18 protein-coding genes are annotated in these 16,583 nt (G+C 54.2%); 7 read left to right on the forward strand and 11 right to left on the reverse strand.

Going from position 1 to position 16,583, the window contains the following annotated elements; genetic code table 11:
- Positions 1-145 precede the first annotated feature (145 nt).
- The 4 genes from deoC to ACFE8Q_RS06055 all read left to right on the forward strand — a co-directional run bounded on the left by deoC (position 146) and on the right by ACFE8Q_RS06055 (position 2,939).
- On the forward strand, positions 146-928 hold the full coding sequence (deoC, locus tag ACFE8Q_RS06040; RefSeq protein WP_375444471.1) for a deoxyribose-phosphate aldolase: 783 nt from the start codon (positions 146-148) through the stop codon (positions 926-928).
- A gap of 50 nt (positions 929-978) precedes the next feature.
- On the forward strand, positions 979-1,896 hold the full coding sequence (locus ACFE8Q_RS06045) for a sugar phosphate isomerase/epimerase family protein (protein WP_375444472.1): 918 nt from the start codon (positions 979-981) through the stop codon (positions 1,894-1,896).
- 84 nt (positions 1,897-1,980) lie between these two features.
- Positions 1,981-2,556: a hypothetical protein gene (locus tag ACFE8Q_RS06050; protein WP_375444473.1), complete on the forward strand. Its 576-nt coding sequence runs from the start codon at positions 1,981-1,983 to the stop codon at positions 2,554-2,556.
- 41 nt (positions 2,557-2,597) lie between these two features.
- Complete coding sequence (locus ACFE8Q_RS06055) at positions 2,598-2,939, forward strand: MmcQ/YjbR family DNA-binding protein (protein ID WP_375444474.1); 342 nt, start codon at positions 2,598-2,600, stop codon at positions 2,937-2,939.
- A gap of 17 nt (positions 2,940-2,956) precedes the next feature.
- On the opposite strand, the gene ACFE8Q_RS06060 is transcribed toward ACFE8Q_RS06055, so the two are convergent.
- The 5 genes from ACFE8Q_RS06060 to ACFE8Q_RS06080 form a co-directional block, all read right to left on the reverse strand.
- Positions 2,957-4,102, reverse strand: a complete 1,146-nt coding sequence (locus tag ACFE8Q_RS06060; RefSeq protein ID WP_375444475.1) for a DUF692 family multinuclear iron-containing protein — start codon at positions 4,100-4,102, stop codon at positions 2,957-2,959.
- Positions 4,103-4,115: 13 nt separating this feature from the next.
- Entirely contained in the window at positions 4,116-4,271 is a 156-nt protein-coding gene (locus ACFE8Q_RS06065; RefSeq protein WP_375444476.1) for a hypothetical protein, read from the reverse strand.
- A gap of 176 nt (positions 4,272-4,447) precedes the next feature.
- Positions 4,448-4,948: a DinB family protein gene (locus tag ACFE8Q_RS06070; RefSeq protein ID WP_375444477.1), complete on the reverse strand. Its 501-nt coding sequence runs from the start codon at positions 4,946-4,948 to the stop codon at positions 4,448-4,450.
- Positions 4,949-5,216: 268 nt separating this feature from the next.
- Entirely contained in the window at positions 5,217-6,851 is a 1,635-nt protein-coding gene (locus ACFE8Q_RS06075; protein ID WP_375444478.1) for a carboxylesterase/lipase family protein, read from the reverse strand.
- Positions 6,852-6,951: 100 nt separating this feature from the next.
- Positions 6,952-8,007, reverse strand: coding sequence for a hypothetical protein (locus ACFE8Q_RS06080; RefSeq protein WP_375444479.1), 1,056 nt, complete (start codon positions 8,005-8,007; stop codon positions 6,952-6,954).
- A 23-nt stretch (positions 8,008-8,030) separates the two neighbouring features.
- On the opposite strand from ACFE8Q_RS06080, the gene ACFE8Q_RS06085 reads away from it, so the two are divergent.
- Complete coding sequence (locus ACFE8Q_RS06085; RefSeq protein WP_375444480.1) at positions 8,031-9,395, forward strand: L-serine ammonia-lyase; 1,365 nt, start codon at positions 8,031-8,033, stop codon at positions 9,393-9,395.
- A 59-nt stretch (positions 9,396-9,454) separates the two neighbouring features.
- On the opposite strand, the gene pepT is transcribed toward ACFE8Q_RS06085, so the two are convergent.
- The 5 genes from pepT to aroQ form a co-directional block, all read right to left on the reverse strand.
- Complete coding sequence (pepT, locus tag ACFE8Q_RS06090; RefSeq protein ID WP_375444481.1) at positions 9,455-10,711, reverse strand: peptidase T; 1,257 nt, start codon at positions 10,709-10,711, stop codon at positions 9,455-9,457.
- Between the two features lie 14 nt (positions 10,712-10,725).
- Positions 10,726-11,193, reverse strand: a complete 468-nt coding sequence (locus ACFE8Q_RS06095) for a hypothetical protein (protein ID WP_375444482.1) — start codon at positions 11,191-11,193, stop codon at positions 10,726-10,728.
- Between the two features lie 112 nt (positions 11,194-11,305).
- Positions 11,306-11,884 carry a MarC family protein gene (locus tag ACFE8Q_RS06100; RefSeq protein ID WP_375444483.1) on the reverse strand — a complete coding sequence of 193 codons (579 nt, stop codon included), beginning with the start codon at positions 11,882-11,884 and terminating at the stop codon, positions 11,306-11,308.
- Between the two features lie 52 nt (positions 11,885-11,936).
- Positions 11,937-12,968 (reverse strand): aminotransferase class V-fold PLP-dependent enzyme, encoded by a 1,032-nt coding sequence (locus ACFE8Q_RS06105; RefSeq protein ID WP_375444484.1) that lies wholly within the window; start codon positions 12,966-12,968, stop codon positions 11,937-11,939.
- A 104-nt stretch (positions 12,969-13,072) separates the two neighbouring features.
- Positions 13,073-13,504, reverse strand: coding sequence for a type II 3-dehydroquinate dehydratase (aroQ, locus tag ACFE8Q_RS06110; protein ID WP_375444485.1), 432 nt, complete (start codon positions 13,502-13,504; stop codon positions 13,073-13,075).
- 98 nt (positions 13,505-13,602) lie between these two features.
- On the opposite strand from aroQ, the gene xerD reads away from it, so the two are divergent.
- On the forward strand, positions 13,603-14,505 hold the full coding sequence (gene xerD / locus ACFE8Q_RS06115; protein ID WP_375444486.1) for a site-specific tyrosine recombinase XerD: 903 nt from the start codon (positions 13,603-13,605) through the stop codon (positions 14,503-14,505).
- Between the two features lie 209 nt (positions 14,506-14,714).
- On the opposite strand, the gene ACFE8Q_RS06120 is transcribed toward xerD, so the two are convergent.
- Positions 14,715-15,248, reverse strand: a complete 534-nt coding sequence (locus ACFE8Q_RS06120) for a hypothetical protein (protein WP_375444487.1) — start codon at positions 15,246-15,248, stop codon at positions 14,715-14,717.
- Between the two features lie 144 nt (positions 15,249-15,392).
- Between ACFE8Q_RS06120 and ACFE8Q_RS06125 the strand changes: the two genes are divergently transcribed.
- Entirely contained in the window at positions 15,393-16,580 is a 1,188-nt protein-coding gene (locus tag ACFE8Q_RS06125; RefSeq protein WP_375444488.1) for an aminotransferase class V-fold PLP-dependent enzyme, read from the forward strand.
- Positions 16,581-16,583: the final 3 nt, after the last annotated feature.

Raw genomic sequence — 16,583 nt, forward strand, 5'->3', positions numbered from 1 at the left:
TAAGAAGCCTGATGCTAATTGGATACTTATTCGCGCTCCACAAAAAAGTTATTACCTTCCGTTGGGCCAGTTTATTATCCGTAGCCAGTTCATCGCCCAACGGCTGTTTATTACACCAGATAACCCACTTCACATTCCAATACGTATGCCATCTGAGCCCAATCTGTCCCTGATTCACGACATCGCAAAGATGATCGACCATTCATTGCTGCATCCCACCCTTACCGATGCCGAACTTCGCGAAGGCTGTGCCGTTGCCCTGCACTACGATGTAGCGTCGGTCTGTATCAAGCCGTATGCGGTGCCACTGGCGGCGGAGTTACTGGCCGGATCAAACGTGCTGGTAGGTACGGTGGTTGGCTTTCCGGCGGGGAGTTCCACCACGGCTGTCAAGGTGGCCGAAACCATACAGGCCTGCCGCGATGGGGCCGTTGAGGTCGACATGGTGGTGAACATCGGCAAGGTGCTGGGCGAAGAGTACGGGTACGTTCGCGACGAAATAAGGGCAGTGCACGAAGCCTGCCTGGCGCATGGCGCCATCCTGAAAGTGATCTTCGAAAACGACTACTTACCCGGCGACACCTACATTATCCGCCTGTGTAAGATCTGCACAGAAGTGGGTGCTGAATTCGTCAAGACCTCAACCGGCTATGGCTTCGTAAAAGGAGTTGATGGCCGATATAGCTACGAAGGCGCGACTATCCCTCATCTTCAACTGATGCTCGACCACGTTGGGCCGAATGTGCGGGTTAAGGCGGCGGGTGGCGTTCGCACCCTTGATGGTCTGCTCCAGGTAAAAGCAATGGGCGTGTCGCGGCTGGGCGCTTCGGCCACCGCTGCCATCATGCAGGAAGCCTATCGACGATTCGGCAACGGCTCGTCTGGCAACGTACCTGGCATGAGTAAAATTAACGAAAAAGGGTATTAGGTGAGCGAGGTAATTACCACATTCACTCTGTAAAACACAGTCCATACATTATGCTGCATCTCGGTTTTGTGTCGGCAATTCTGGCCGATTATGATCTGAATTCAACCCTGAAATTCGCATCTACTCACGGTTTCAAGTGTGTGGAGCTGATGTGCTGGCCTGCCAACAGTGCTGATTCCCGCCGCTATGCCGGAGTCACCCATATCGACGTCGACAACCTCAACGTGGGCTATGTGCAGACGCTTTGCAAGCAGTATGGCGTTTACATCTCCGGACTGGGCTATTACCCTAACCCACTGGATGCCAACGCAGAACAGGCCGAATTTCACCGCGAACACCTCAAGAAGATCATCCGGGCGGCAGCGCAACTCAACGTCCCTGTAGTAAACACGTTTATTGGTCGAAACACCACGCTGAACGTACCCGACAACCTGAAACTGGTGGCCGAGCACTGGCCCGCCCTGGTGAAAGTTGCGGAAGAATGTAACGTGAAAATTGGCATCGAAAACTGCCCGATGTGGTTCAGTTACGACGAGTGGCCGGGCGGCAAAAACATCGCCACAACCCCCGCCATCTGGGACCGGCTGTTCGAGATTATTCCGTCGCGAATACTCGGCCTGAACTACGATCCCAGCCACTTGGTCTGGCAGATGATGGATGAGGTTAAACCCATTTACGACTACCGTGACCGGCTGCATCATATTCACCTGAAAGACGTAAAGCTCTACCGCGATCGCCTCGATCGGGTGGGCATCATGGCGAACCCGCTGGACTATCATTCGCCTAAACTGCCCGGCCTGGGCGATGTGCGCTGGAATGGCTTCTTCGCCGCACTCACCGACGTGCGGTATCGTGGCCCCGTCTGTATCGAAGTGGAAGACAAAGCGTACGAAGGGTCCCCCGAAGACGTGCAGACGGCCATTCTCACCGCCCGAAATTACCTGCGCCAGTTCCTGGGCGAGGCATAGCTAATAAAATCTGTGGGTTATATATCCTTTACAGTCCAACGGTAGTTCTATGAACTGAATCTCAGCTTTGTAGCCTGCTTTGTTATGAAACGTCTTGTCACTCTGTTGCTTGTTTTTATTGGCCCCGTCCTGGTCAACGGTCTTGTCGGCTGCGACGATTGCCACCCGGCACCATCCCGTTTTACAATTGGCGGGTACAAACTTTCACTACAAAAAGCGGGGGTCAATCCGTCGTATCCAACCGAGGTAGGCTCTGTAAGTCCGGGCGATACAGTCGTATCCCGGCAGTTGCAGATCAGGTTGCTCAGCCAGGAGATCTACTCGGCATCCCGGTCAGGTGGTGGTACTAGCGCGTTTGCCTGCGAGCCAGCCATTATCCCGCTCGATGTCATTAAAAGCCTGGCCATTACGAGTAACCAGGCGTTTGGCGCTGATTTGCCAGTTGGTGCAAATCTCACGTCTGTTCTATCGGTAGAATACGGTTCCAGGTCCGCAACTGATTATTTCAGTCAACCCAACATACCGGCACAGTCTTACGTGTTCACATTCATAAAATCCCCCGAAAGAATAGCCAGACACCGGTTTACGGTTCAGGTCGAACTACAAAACGGAAAAACGTTCACCGACACGACAATAGCCGTCACGATAAAACCGTATTAAGCCCTACGTAGATAATTCGCACATTCGGCCACCGAAACAGAATGATTACTATCGATACATTCCGGCAGCTTGCCTTATCATTTCCTGAGACGACCGAGCAACCTCATTTCGAAAAGACGTCGTTTAGGGTCAGGAAAAAGATATTTGCTACTTACGACAGCAAAACCAATCTCGCCAGTGTCAAACTGTCGGAAACGGAGCAGGATCTTTTCTCAACCTTCGACAAATCGATTGTCTGGCCGGTGCCCAACAAGTGGGGCAAGCAGGGATGGACGCTACTTGATCTGGCCAACATTCCAGCCGAGACGTTCATCGACGCCCTGACGACGGCCTACCGGACGGTAGCACCAGCCCATCGTTCAGATCGACACGTTCGGGAATAGCGCCATGACGAGTTGGGTTATTTCCGGCTAACGAACCCATTTTTCCATTTCCGGGCAATGGCAATAGCCGTTTCGAGCATGGCGGGTTCCCAACGTTCTACTTCCCACTCAGAATGGGCCAATGATGAGTGAGCCAGTTGACGCTGCGCCATTCGGGCATCAATGGCCGTTTCCAGAATTGTCGACAGTTCGACTTGCTGATTGTGCAACCGGTGGTTCTCCAGCGGTGTCGTGTTCAGCATGAGGGGCAACTTAGGCAGGAACGTGTTCATTATGGGTGGGACAGTTAATTTATTGCGCTCTTGAGCAATCGAATCCATCCGGTCGAAATCAGCCTGAAACGCCTGCCGTTCCGATTCAGCCGTTAGTCCGCTGCCCAATTGCTCGAGCACCACGTACTGAAGGTTTGGGCAGGCATCGATGAACGTACCCAGCCAATCAAACACCTCGTCTGGAACGGTAGCATCGTGCGTATCGCGCCGAATCTGCCGACCCGGCTGTACCTGCGACTCAGACCAGCTTCCTCCCGAAATATGGATTTCCCGCACCCGGTCGAGCGGATAGAGGGCGAGTAAATCTCTATAATTAACACTAAAGTTACAAACCTGACAATACAAATTGTGTAGGTCGAGGATAACAAATCCATTAACCGGCTCAATGAGTCGAGTCAGGAAATCGCCTTGCCGCTTCACATCATCGAGCGTATAGGCAAACGCCAGATTCTCCAGCCCGACAGGGCATTGGCAGGCATCCTGAATACGTTTGAGCCGATCCTGCCCCAGGGTCAGCGTAACGGGCGTGCAGGGAATATTGATGGGCGCACCTTTGTGGAAATCAGCCCCCGTCATAAAGCCAAAATGTTCGGTGATATGATCGAAACGAAACGTTTGGGATAAGGCGCGTAGCTGGTCCAGCCAGATTTGCTGCTCGTTGGTCCAGCGGCCCGACAGCAGGGAAAAGCAAACACCGTGCCCAACCAGTCGACCTGCTTCGCTATACGTCGTCAGCAGGTCAACAAACCAGTCGGGCAGGTGCTGGTACTCATACAGAGCGTCGAACGACCATTCAAGCGCTTCCACCCGCCCGGCCTCGAAGAGCGGGAGTGCGGCCAGTAACAGGTCAGATTCCAGGTTACAGGCGAGGGTAGACCGGAGCGTTGCCATCCAGGTACGTTGGTTAACCCATACCGCAGCCGGGGCAGTCGTAAGGCACCTGTTTCTTCTCCGGTTCGCCCGTTTTGGGCTTAATCACCTTTTCATTGATGCAGGCAGTCACGGTCGATACCGTCACGGCTACTGCCATTGCTTTCAATAACGCTTTAGACACTTTCATCCGGGTAGCAATTTAGGCCAGTCAGGCGTGTTTTCCCGGTGACCCTTCGCAGCAGCAAAGGGTTGGTAAGCGAGGCATTTTTTTATTGAAGCAGGCAGAATGTGAGCCAGAGCGGCTTGGTTTGAACAAGCGTTACCCTGGCTCACATCCCACCTTTACGGTTGATCAGGTACGTTCTAGAAATTTCCTGGCTCGTCGGCACTAGGGCCGTAACTGCCGGGGATCGGTACGTTCAGCAACCGCAGGTAAACGCCCAGTTGCGCCCGGTGATGCACCGTTTGTGAGTATGCCATTCGGATCACCTCACCTTTCGTGTCTGTACTGATGATTTTATCGCCGTTGCGCATCGTCCAGATCGGTTCCAGGTCCGCTTCGGTGGTGTTGCTTAGCGCGGCTTTTCCTTCTGCCAGCGATTTCTCAAAGATGTTAAGCACATCCGCCGTGTTCTCAACATGGGTTGGCGTAAAATCCATTGCGGCAAAGTCGATCCCGTCTGTCTGAAGGGTCATAGGCACCCAGGTTGGCAGTTCGGCAATGTGAATGGCCAGGTTACGCATCGGCATGCTTTTAGGGTGCGGACGCCAGTCGTATTTATCGTCCGGAATCCGGCTAAGCATCTCACGCGTGGTGTTGGCTTCCATTTCCATCTCTTTCTGGAGCATTTCGATGATTGACATAGCGAGTTGATTTGATTGAAGTACAAAGGTCAACCAGACCACTGACAGCCCTATGTCAGTAGGCTTTGCCCAACTTTTCGCCTGCCAGACAATCGGCAAAAGTGCCCAGTCTTTGTAAAGCTTTTGCTAAAAAGTGTAGTAGCAAGATGGCGCCGAGCCTGTCGAAGGGCCACAAGCGCGAAGCCATTCTTTTGCTACACCCATCAGCAGAAAGCCCTGTCAATTTGATTGACAGGGCTTTTGGGTAAATTCGATACAGACGTCAACTTTATTTCACAAAGAACTGATCCAGAAACAAATAGCGATCGCGATGAGCTTCCACGGCACCCTGCGTCGTTACGTCTATCCGCATGACTGAGGCGGGTTGGCCGGGTTCCACCGGGGTCCAGGCAGGTAGACCAGCCCCGTTTGGATTACCTGTTTTGATGAAATTGGCGAAATAGGCCTGCATTACTTTCGACACCTTAAAATCGTCAGGTGTCCATCCGTAGACCTTATTGCCCGTCAGGTTGCCCATCGCATATTCTATTTCTGCCGAGTGAACAGCGCCTTTTGGTGGTGCCTGCCTCGGTGCCGACGCATCGGTATTTTTGACGACACCACCCGCTAAACCGGCCGTGGCATTACCCATTTCGGGCACCATTGCGGGGCGCGGACGGGCGTAGAAGTAGCGGTACACGGGTTTGCCGCCGGTTTGGCTATGCAGATCGGTCCATTTCCAGGTGCTGAATCCGATGAAGCGATCGCCAGCGAGATCCGTGGCGACCTGTTCTACTTCGGCATCCGAGGCGGGCGCGTACTGCTTCAACGCCTCGGGCGCTTTATCGCCATATAGCTTCTGAACGGCTTTAGTGAAGTTCTCGACTGTAGGCGCTTCATTTCCCAGAATCGCTTTATAGCCCGACTCTTCCGAATTCCAGCCAGCCAGCAACGGCACGTGCGCCTGTTCGCCCATGGCAAAAATGGCCGAAACGGGCTTGGGGAAGAAATACCCATCTACACAAGTGCTGAAACGTGGTGTAGCGGACTTGGCGGTAGCTTCCAGCACCTGTTCGGCAGGCAGGGCGCGCAATTCAGCCAATGAATTAGCACCGACAATCGTACCGAACTTCGTTCCCAGCGCCTCGGCTTCGGCCAGGCTCATAGGCGTTAACGTACCCAGTAACGAACCGCTTTCGCCAATAGCCCCGGCTATCAGGTCCTTCGACAGTGGCGAGGCCATTTGCGCACTCACCGACGTTGACCCCGCCGATTCACCCGCGATCGTAACCCGCTTTGGATCACCGCCAAACGCGGCAATATTCTTCTGCACCCAGGCCAGCGCGGCCTGCTGATCCAGCAATCCGTAGTTGCCCGATGCTTTGTGGGGCGACTCTTTCGTCAGTTCAGGATGGGCCATAAAGCCAAACACACCAAGCCGGTAATTGACGGTGATCGTAACGACTCCCTGACGCGCCATGCTTTCGCCATCATAGCGTGGCTCAGAACCGTCGCCGGCGATGTAGCCCCCGCCGTAGAAGTAGACAAGCACGGGTAGTTTGTCGGTAGCCGATTTTGCGGGCGTCCAGACGTTGAGGTACAGGCAATCTTCCTTTACCCCGTCTGACCGGAAGTTCATGTCGCCGAAGACAGCACGCTGCATGGCACGCGGACCAAAATGATCGGCCTTACGTACGCCGGTCCAGTTTTTGGGCGGCTGGGGTTCCCGCCAGCGCAGGTCTCCCACGGGCGGCTGGGCGAAGGGGACACCTTTAAATGAACGTAGCCCACCGGTTTCCTGTACACCTTCCAGCGTTCCGTTGGCTAGTTGTACCCGCGGCAGCGAAGCGGTTTTGGTCGATTGTGCAGGCGCAACGGTGACCAGACTGACGCTGACCAGCAGCAGTGAAAGATAAGTTTTCATAGATAACATGGAGTGATTTACACCGGAGAAAAGTGTCGGGCTTGTAGTTCATACTGTAGTAATCTGTAGGCAAATCAGTGCTACTACAGGCCCATCCGGGTTATTTACTCCAGGTACGTTGCAGCACCTTCCCGGCTGGCTTTCCCTGCGGGCTATACATATCGCGCTCGCGCGGGCCGTGCCGCTCCAGCATAAACCATTTCCAGACGAAGCCTCCAGCAAACCACGGCTGCGGGCCAACAGCTTCGTATAGAGCCGTATACGCGTTGGCCTGTGCCTCCATATTCGGCTGACAATCGGTCTCCGACTCCCAGGGTTTTTCGGCCGTTCGGTCGCAGGCACGGTAGCCAAATTCGGTGAACAGAATCGGTTTCTGGTAGGTGGTGCTTAGGGTAGCCAGTTCGGCAATAGGCTTCTTCCAGCCTCGTACCATCGCTTTTACCGACGGTGTTTTATCGTCGGAAAGCGGGAAGTAGGCATCCACGCCGATGTAGTCGAGCTGGCTCCAGAAGGGGAGTTTATCGTAGCGGTCCCAGTTGGCGGCGTAGGTCAGTTTTCCTTTATAGATTTTCCGTACGTCGATGATCAATTGCTTCCAGAAATCGGGACGTGCCAGGGCAAACTTATCGAGTTCAGTGGTGATGCAAAACAGGTCAATCTTCAGCGAATCGGCCAGGCGGGCGTGGCCAAGGACATACCCACGGTAGTCAGCTTCGAAGGTTTGCCAGTCAGCTTCTTTGTCAAAAGCAAGGTCGAGGTGCGAGCCGCCCATCATCCAGACGTGGGGTTTTAGCATCACTTTCAGGCCCTGTGCCCGCGCCATCTGCACCGTTTCGGCCACGCCTTCGGGGGTTTCGCCCCACCATTGCCCCCCACGGCGCTCGCCCGGCGGCCGATTTCCCGACCAAAAAAAATGAGGATCATCTTTCCGGCAAAAACCGTAAGGCACCACCGCTACCCACGTACCGCCCAAGGCTTTCAGGGCCTGTAAGGTTGTATCGGCGGGTTTGCGGGGTGGTGCTACCAGATTTACCCCCCGAATGGGATCGCCGGTGTGCCTGTAGGGCGGTTGATGTTGGCAGGAAGCCACCAGACAGATGAACAAACACGCCACGCATGTCAGTTGACTTATAGGATTTGGGTAGATTGCAGACATAGTCGCTCGTTTCATCAACAGATATGATTACCACCTCCGTTTTCGATTTATTTAAAATTGGCCCCGGCCCGTCGAGTTCGCACACCATCGGCCCTATGAAAGCGGCCTTCGACTTTGTGCAGCGGCTGGCCCAACTCCCACCCGACCAGTTGGCCAAAGCCAATTCCATTCATATTCACTTATACGGCTCACTCAGCGCAACGGGCAAAGGCCACGGCACCGACCGGGCCATTGTGGCTGGGCTGCTCGGCTGGCAACCCGAAACCACCGACCCCGACGCGCTCACCCAACTGCTCCGCGACCCCGCTCTAACGTACCCGGTTCAGGTTGGCGACAAATTCATTCCCGTCGGTGCGGCCTCGTTTCACTTCGAGCGTGTTCGTTACGAGTCGCCCTACGCCAACACAATGGTACTGAAATTGGCCGAGAACAATGACGTGCTGACCAGCGAAGAATACTATTCCATCGGCGGCGGCTTCATCATCCGCAAGGGAGAGGTAGCCGACGCCAACCGGACCATTACGGTGCCGTATCCATACAGCACCATGAAGGAGTTGAAAGCGCACCTCAGCCAGTCGGGTTTACCCTTGGCCGATGTGCTGCTTGCGAATGAAATGGCCATTTCGGGCCGGTCGCGTCAAGACGTAAATACCCGCCTCGACCAGCTCATCGACGCCATGCACAAGGCCGTTCGGCGCGGGCTTCGGCATCGGGGTACGTTGCCGGGCACCATCAAACTGCGCCGTAAAGCCCCGATGTTGTATCAGCAGGCCCGTTCACTGTCGCAAAGTGCCGATAGTTTTCTGATTTTTCTGAATGCCTACTGTCTGGCTGCTTCCGAAGAGAACGCGGCGGGGGGAATTGTGGTTACAGCGCCAACTTCGGGGGCGTCGGGCGTTATTCCGGGCCTAACGTACCTGGCCAAGCACCATTTTCATTATAGCAAAGCCACACTGCGCGAAGGCATGCTGGCGGCGGCAGCCATTGGCTTTCTGGTGAAGCACAACGCCAGTATTTCGGGTGCCGAAATGGGATGTATGGGTGAAATCGGCACCGCTTCGGCGATGGGCGCGGCTTTTCTGACACACTGTGCGGGCCGTGGCATCGAGTCGATCGAATCGGCGGCTGAAATTGGCATCGAACATCACCTGGGCATGACCTGCGACCCCATTGGCGGGTACGTTCAGATTCCCTGTATCGAGCGCAATGCCATGGGAGCCGTAAAAGCCTACAACGCCTTTCTGCTGGCCTCCTCAGGCTCACCGGGTATGCAAAAAATCTCGCTCGACGCCGTCATCAAGGTCATGAAAGCCACCGGCCGCGACATGTCGACGAAATACAAAGAAACCTCCGAAGCCGGCCTGGCCCTGAGCGCGACGGAATGTTGATTGGGTGATTGGGTTGCTTCGCGTGCGGCGTAGCCCCTAAATCCCAAATCTGACATCCCTTACTTTCCCCCCCAAACCTGCGCCAGATGCACAACAACTTCGGCGGCTTTCTGCATGTCCTGCACGGAAACCCATTCCTGCCGGGAGTGAAAGGCGTGTTCACCAGCGAAAATATTGGGACAAGGCAAACCCATGAACGATAGTCGGGAGCCATCGGTGCCGCCCCGAATGCTGCGCCGGTTGGGTGTTAAGCCCGCCCGGCGAATGGCTTCCAGCGCCCGGTCAACAACGGCCGGATGCCGGTCGAGCACTTCTTTCATGTTTCGGTATTGCTCTGTAACAGAAAACGTTGCCGTCGAATTTGGGTAATCGACCAGCACTTTATTCAACAGATTCTGTAAGAGCGTTTCGTGTTGGTGTAGCCCTTCCGTGGTAAAATCGCGCACGATAAAGCCCAGCATCACCCGATCCTGGTTGCCTTCAATATGCGTCGGATGCACAAAGCCTTCTTTGCCTTCCGTTGTTTCGGGCGACAAGCGTTTCTGTGGAAGACCGGCCAGTATATCGCCCGCAATTTTCAGCGCATTTTCCAGTTTCCCCTTCGCAAAACCGGGATGCGTACTCACGCCCTGAATGATGATGCTGACGCCATCTGCCGAGAACGTTTCGTCTTCCAGCGTCCCCAGCGATTCCCCGTCAATGGTGTAGCCGTAGGCCGCGTCGAGCTTCGTCATGTCGATGTTGGCCGTGCCTTTCCCTACTTCTTCATCGGGCGTAAACAGCAGCCGGATACGTCCGTGAATTACGGTCGGGTTGTTGACCAGATACTCAGTGGCCGCCATGATTGCCGCGATGCCCGCTTTGTTATCCGCTCCGAGCAAGGTGGTACCGCTGGCCGTGATGATATCGTTACCAACCTGCGCCGCCAGATCGGGATGGTCCTGTTGCCGAATCACAACGGGCGCGTCACCGGCTGTTTCAACATCTGGCAATACCATATCGGCACCGTCCCACTGGTAATGAATAATCGGTTTCACGCCGGCGCCCGTCACATCGGGCGAGGTATCCATATGGGCGCAAAAGCAGATCGCAGGTACGTCTTCAAGCCCCGGCGTGGCAGGAATGGTGGCGTAGATGTAGCCAAACTCATCGAGCGCAGCGTCGGCAATGCCCAGCTCGAGCAGTTCCTGCACCAGCACCCGGCCCAGGTCTTTCTGCTTTTCCGTTGTCGGGCTGGCCGTCGAATGAGGGTCCGACTGGGTGTCGATTTGAACGTACCTGAGAAAACGGTCGGTCAGGGTTTCGGGATTAATCATGGCGGTTGGTGAAGTTATGCCTCTAAAATGGAAACCAGATCGGCGGGCGAATAGCCAACACTTTTAAGCGTTTTATGGTCGGCATCGCGGTAGACGAGGTACTTCCCATCCGACTCTACATAATGGCACGGAAACCCTTTTGCCTTGTATTGCGCTACCGTTGCTTCAGCTTCCTCGATGGTCAGGCAGGCTTTGCTCATGTTCGACCGCTGCACTTCGTTGAACAGCGCATTGAATTTGTCACCTAAGCCAAATTCAAGCACGGCGCCGGAGAGTACATACTGCAAATCGCATAATGCGTCGGCAATTTCAGTGATATTTTTTTGCGCAATAGCCTCCCGCAATTCGTCAAGTTCTTCGGCCAGTAACGAGATTCGTAAACCACAGCGGGCCTCAGATGGAATTTGTGGCGAATCGAGAACAGGCGCGTGAAAGGTACGGTGGAACTCAGCCACCGCATTTAGTGAATCAGGTGAAGTCATGGTATAGTAAGTAAAGAAAATCGAACACGGCACCAGCCATGTAGTATGTTTCTATCAGGTTATTTTTACATTACTGAATTAGTTCACTACACGGCTGGTGACGCGTTCGATGCTAAAAATTAGCGGGTAATAAATTTGTTTTGATAAGTTTAATAGAAATGGCTAGCAGGATAATGCCGAATATTTTCCGAAGCACATTCAAGCCGCCGGGGCCAATTCTATCTTCGAGCCACTCGGATGATTTCAGTACGATGTAGACGAGTACCAAGTTCAGGACAACGCCAATCAGGATATTAACTGTCTGATATTCAGCGCGAAGCGAGATCAATGTTGTTAACGTACCTGCACCGGCAATGAGCGGAAACGCAATTGGTACGATATGCGCGGCCCCGTCGGCTTCCAGTTCTGATTTGAAAATTGTTCGTCCCAGAATCATCTCCAGACCAATCAGGAAAATGATCAACGCACCGGCAACGGCAAATGAAGCTACATCGACACCAAATAATTTCAGAATACGTTCGCCTAGAAAAAGGAACACGATCATCAGCACACCCGAAGCAAATGTGGCGCGTTCGGCTTCAATCTTACCTACTTTTTTTCGCAAGTCGATCAATACCGGCAGCGATCCGAGAATATCGATAACAGAGAAAAGAATCAGCGTGACGGAAATAATTTCTTTAAAAACGAGCATAGTGATAGTAGCGCCGAAGCTCCAGCTCCGGGAGGAGAAAACTTGCCTTGCGTTACCGAAGCTGGAGTTCCGGTGCTTTGCTTAAAAACGTTTTCAATGTATCTATTTCTCCATCCGAAATAGCCGGAAAGTTAGCAATTCGGAACGTAGTGTTTTTCCAGTCGCCGTAGCCATTCCCGAGCAAAATACCGGCCTGTTTAGCGGCTTTTTTCAAGGCGCTTATGTCTGTTTCTGTCCCTTCAACCGCAATGACCGTATCTGAACGTTGCAGGGGATCACTCACCAGCAATCGGAGAGGTGAATCGACCAGTTCCTGCTCAAAAAACGTGTACCAGTCAGCGGCGCGTCGTTTTGTGTTGGCGTCAACGTCAATGATGGGCGGTGCCTGTCCCATTATCCGATTTAGCAGGTAGATACCCAGGCCGTTGGGCGTGTAGGGCGTCTGGAATTTCTCGAAATTTTCGTGCAGAAACAACAGGCTGTTGTAGTGCGCATTCTCGCCAATTTCCTGCGCCCGTTGCACGGCACGCGGCGAGTAGATGAAAACAGCCAGACCCGCCGGAAGGCCGAAACATTTCTGTACCGACGCAAACCACACATCGGCCAGCAACCAGTCAAGCACAATGCCCGCCATCGACGAAACCGCATCTACGGCGATCAACGCATCGGGGAACTCGCGCCGAAACTGAGCCAGCACCGGCATACGTACCTGGGTTCCGTTGGAGGTTTCGTTCTGCACGATGCACAACACATCGGCCTCATCGGGCTGAGTCATGGGTTTCAGCTTATGCGCATACTCCATCCATTTCTTACCGAATGCCCCGCTGTAGGGGTGCAGACTGGTTTGCCGGGTCAGCGATTGCGCCACAATTTCCCAACATTCCGTGGCCGACGACACCAACGCCACGTGGTAAGTGTCAGGTACGTTCAGCTTCACCTTCACCGCCCGGATAGCCCCTTCCGTAACGGCCATAAACTCCGGGCTGCGGTGGTTCATGCTGACAATACCCGACCGGCACGCCTCCGCCGCATAGTCGGCCACCTGTGGGTAAATTTTAGAAGGACCAGGATAGAAGGTGATCATAGTTGAGTTAAGAGTTATTGGGTATTAGTTACCAGAGATTCGGTATTGGGGATTAGTGGCTCTGCTCAGGTACGTTGCCGAGCGGAGCAACCAATACCAAATAACTAATTCCCAACACCCTCTATTAACGCTCTGATAGCCAGTTCGTAGCCTTGCAGGCCAAGGCCTACGATGACGCCTTTGCACTTGGCCGAGAGGTAGCTGTGATGGCGATATGACTCACGGGCATGTACGTTGCTGATGTGCACCTCGATCGCCGGAGCCGTTACGGCCGAGAGCGCGTCGGCGATAGCGATCGACGTGTGTGTGTAGGCACCGGCGTTGATCACGATACCATCCACCTCAAAACCCAGTTCATGGATTTTGTCGATCAATTCGCCTTCGTGGTTCGACTGGAAATAGCGGAGCTGCACATCCGGGAAAAGCGCTTCCACCGTTTTCAGGTAGTCGACAAAGGTTCGGTTGCCGTAAATGTGCGGTTCGCGCTTACCCAGCAAATTCAGGTTTGGGCCGTTTATGATTAGAATGGAGGTCATGGTTATTGTGCGTTAGACCGCCGCAAAGTAACGGGGGCAAGGCCGAATATTTATCAATTGCTGGTTGTTTCGGCCCCGCAACCGACTTTTACGACATTATGTGGGAACGATATAGCAACGCGTTTAAAAATTACATGCGGCTCGAACGGTCGCTCTCCGAAAATTCCATCGACGCGTACCTGCACGATGTGGCGCGGCTGCATGAATACATTCAGTTGGCCCATCCGGCTATTGGGCCACTGGACATACATGAAGGTCACATTTCGGGGTTCCTGCAATACGTCGGCGAGTTGGGTCTGGTAGCGCATAGCCAGGCCAGGATGTTGTCGGGCGTGAAGGCTTTTTTCAAATACCTGTTGCTCGAAAACCTGATTCAGCAAGACCCGGCCCACCGCATCGAAGGGCCGAAACTGGGCCGAAAACTGCCCGATACACTTAGCTTTCCTGAAATTGAGCAGATGCTGGCGGCCATCGACCTATCGACTCCTGCTGGTCCGCGCGACCGGGCCGCGCTGGAAGTCTTGTATAGCTCGGGCCTGCGCGTATCGGAGTTGCTCGACCTGAAACTGACCGACTGTTACTTCGATTCGGGGTTTGTGCGGGTAATGGGCAAAGGCAGCAAGGCCCGGCTGGTACCCATCGGCGGCGACGCGATCAAGTACACGACGTTATATGTTGAACACACCCGCAGCCAGATCGACATTCAAAAAGGCGATGAAGACACGCTTTTCCTGAACCGACGAGGCACCAAACTATCACGGATTACGATCTTCACGACTATTAAAACGCTGGCTGCAACGGCGGGAATTACCAAGACGATCAGCCCGCACACGTTCCGCCATTCGTTTGCCACCCACCTCATCGAAGGTGGTGCCGACCTTCGGGCCGTTCAACAAATGCTAGGCCACGAATCAATCACCACCACCGAAATCTACACCCACCTCGACCGCGACTACCTGAAACAAACGCTAACTGACTTTCATCCGAGGGGGAAAAAGTAGTTATGCCGTTTCGTCTGGATAGTTGATATGTAGGGGCAACCCCTCGTGGTTGCCCGCCTCGCGTCAGCAAAATGTCCCCAATGCTCACGCGGTTCAGGCTACGAACAGTAGTTATCTGCACTATTGCTGACGCGAGGCGGGCAACCACGAGGGGTTGCCCCTACATATCAACCACCCAGAACAGATTAACCATCTGAATGGCTAACCCTTCACGCTTCCACCCCGCCCTTCTCCCCTACAAACGATTGTTCGGGGTGTTTGAAGAGGAGATTGAACGACGTGAGGCTTCCGTAGATGCGGGTGATGTATTGCTGGATGCTTACTTTTTCTTCGTCATCGAGGGCGCTGGCGTTCACGCGCTGTTCGAGGACCCGCAGCCGGTCGCGGACCATCACGATCTTGTGAAAGAACGCGTCGATGGGCATTTCTTTACTGGCCAGATCGGTACGGCCGGGTTTCATGATCAGTTTCCCGCCTTTCCATTTGTCGCCGAGGGGCACAATTTCGGTGAGACCGCCCCACTTTTGCAACACCCGCGATAGTGCCTGTTCAACATCGAACAGACTAACCAGGTCGCTGTCGGGCTCGATGGCTTCGATCACGTCAAACGGAGCCGTAAACGCCAGGATTTTCACCCCTTCGTCCATGAAGGTGACGGTGTAGCCGTTGGTTTTCAAATTGATGATGACCCCATGTCCAAATTCAGGGTGCCGGATGCGAGAGCCAATGCCGAGTAGTTGCATCGTATAGTACGCGGATTAGAGGAATTTAGAGCGATTTTCGCGGATTATGATAGTACGCTGATTGGGCGGATCAAACGAATTTACCGCCCCATCAGCGTACTATCCTTAGTAGGCTAATATTGTGCCAAAGTGCTAACTTCCCTCATGATTCAGCAACAACTCGATCTTACCTGCCAGCGCAGTCAGTATACGTACCCAGCCGACGCGCACTATCTCAACTGCGCTACCCGCGCCCCACTCAGCAAATCCGTTACGCAGGCGGGCCTCGACGCCATTCAGCAACAGACAAATCCGATGGGGTTGACGCCCGACGATTTTTTCAGCGGCGGCGTGGCTGTCCGGCACCTGTTTGCCCAACTCATCAATCAGCCCGACCCCGACCGGATCGCCATCATTCCGTCTATCTCTTACGGCATGGCGGTGGTGGCCCGTAACCTGCCCAATAAACCGGGGCTACGTCCGGGACAGCGCATTGTGCTGACGGGCGGCGAATTTCCGTCGGATGTCTATGCCTGGGATCGGGTGCGTGTTACCGAACAGTTGACAATCCATACGGTTGACATGCCAGGCAAGTCCACGCCGGGTACGTTGCCCGCCGCCGAGGCGTGGAATGAGGCGATCCTGGCCGCCATCACGACCGACACAGCACTGGTGGTTGTGCCTATGGTTCACTGGATGTACGGAACGCGGTTTGATCTGGAAGCTATTGGCGAACGGTGCCGCGACGTAGGTGCCTGGCTGGCCGTCGATGGCACGCAGAGTGTGGGCGCGATGCCGTTCAACTGGCAACGTATTCAGCCCGACGCGCTGGTTTGCGCCAGTTATAAGTGGCTGATGGGCCCGTATTCGATGGGGCTGGCTTGCTACGGGCCTGCTTTTGATGGCGGCATTCCACTGGAAGAAGCGTGGATGAACCGGCTCGACAGCAATCAGTTTCACCGCCTGGCCGAGTATCAACCAGCGTATAGATCGGGCGCATACCGGTATAATGTGGGCGAACATACCCACTTTACGCAGATGCCTATGATGGAAGCGGCTTTACGTCAGATTCTCGATTACCAGCCAGAACGCATACAGCAATACTGCCGCAACCTGATGGCCGACGCCTTACCAGAACTGGAAGCGCTGGGTTATGGCATTGAGCCAGCGGCTGGCCGGGGACATCATCTGCTAAGTATCCGGGTACCCGCCAACGCCGACCCAATGGCGATTTCCAACTCGCTGCTGGCCCGAAACGTGTCTGTTTCAGCCCGGGCGCAAGCCATTCGTATTTCCCCAAACGTGTATAATTCAGAAGCCGACGTTCGCGCGTTGGTGGAAGCGTTAAAGTAGCTT

The sequence above is a fragment of the uncultured Fibrella sp. genome (assembly GCF_964250085.1).
GTDB lineage: Bacteria > Bacteroidota > Bacteroidia > Cytophagales > Spirosomataceae > Fibrella.

Coding starts and splice junctions, on each gene's coding strand:
- deoC (WP_375444471.1), top strand. CDS start 146: ATGCCATCTGAGCCCAATCTGTCCCTGATTCACGACATCGCAAAGATG.
- ACFE8Q_RS06045 (WP_375444472.1), top strand. CDS start 979: ATGCTGCATCTCGGTTTTGTGTCGGCAATTCTGGCCGATTATGATCTG.
- ACFE8Q_RS06050 (WP_375444473.1), top strand. CDS start 1,981: ATGAAACGTCTTGTCACTCTGTTGCTTGTTTTTATTGGCCCCGTCCTG.
- ACFE8Q_RS06055 (WP_375444474.1), top strand. CDS start 2,598: ATGATTACTATCGATACATTCCGGCAGCTTGCCTTATCATTTCCTGAG.
- ACFE8Q_RS06060 (WP_375444475.1), bottom strand. CDS start 4,102: ATGGCAACGCTCCGGTCTACCCTCGCCTGTAACCTGGAATCTGACCTG.
- ACFE8Q_RS06065 (WP_375444476.1), bottom strand. CDS start 4,271: ATGAAAGTGTCTAAAGCGTTATTGAAAGCAATGGCAGTAGCCGTGACG.
- ACFE8Q_RS06070 (WP_375444477.1), bottom strand. CDS start 4,948: ATGTCAATCATCGAAATGCTCCAGAAAGAGATGGAAATGGAAGCCAAC.
- ACFE8Q_RS06075 (WP_375444478.1), bottom strand. CDS start 6,851: ATGAAAACTTATCTTTCACTGCTGCTGGTCAGCGTCAGTCTGGTCACC.
- ACFE8Q_RS06080 (WP_375444479.1), bottom strand. CDS start 8,007: ATGTCTGCAATCTACCCAAATCCTATAAGTCAACTGACATGCGTGGCG.
- ACFE8Q_RS06085 (WP_375444480.1), top strand. CDS start 8,031: ATGATTACCACCTCCGTTTTCGATTTATTTAAAATTGGCCCCGGCCCG.
- pepT (WP_375444481.1), bottom strand. CDS start 10,711: ATGATTAATCCCGAAACCCTGACCGACCGTTTTCTCAGGTACGTTCAA.
- ACFE8Q_RS06095 (WP_375444482.1), bottom strand. CDS start 11,193: ATGACTTCACCTGATTCACTAAATGCGGTGGCTGAGTTCCACCGTACC.
- ACFE8Q_RS06100 (WP_375444483.1), bottom strand. CDS start 11,884: ATGCTCGTTTTTAAAGAAATTATTTCCGTCACGCTGATTCTTTTCTCT.
- ACFE8Q_RS06105 (WP_375444484.1), bottom strand. CDS start 12,968: ATGATCACCTTCTATCCTGGTCCTTCTAAAATTTACCCACAGGTGGCC.
- aroQ (WP_375444485.1), bottom strand. CDS start 13,504: ATGACCTCCATTCTAATCATAAACGGCCCAAACCTGAATTTGCTGGGT.
- xerD (WP_375444486.1), top strand. CDS start 13,603: ATGTGGGAACGATATAGCAACGCGTTTAAAAATTACATGCGGCTCGAA.
- ACFE8Q_RS06120 (WP_375444487.1), bottom strand. CDS start 15,248: ATGCAACTACTCGGCATTGGCTCTCGCATCCGGCACCCTGAATTTGGA.
- ACFE8Q_RS06125 (WP_375444488.1), top strand. CDS start 15,393: ATGATTCAGCAACAACTCGATCTTACCTGCCAGCGCAGTCAGTATACG.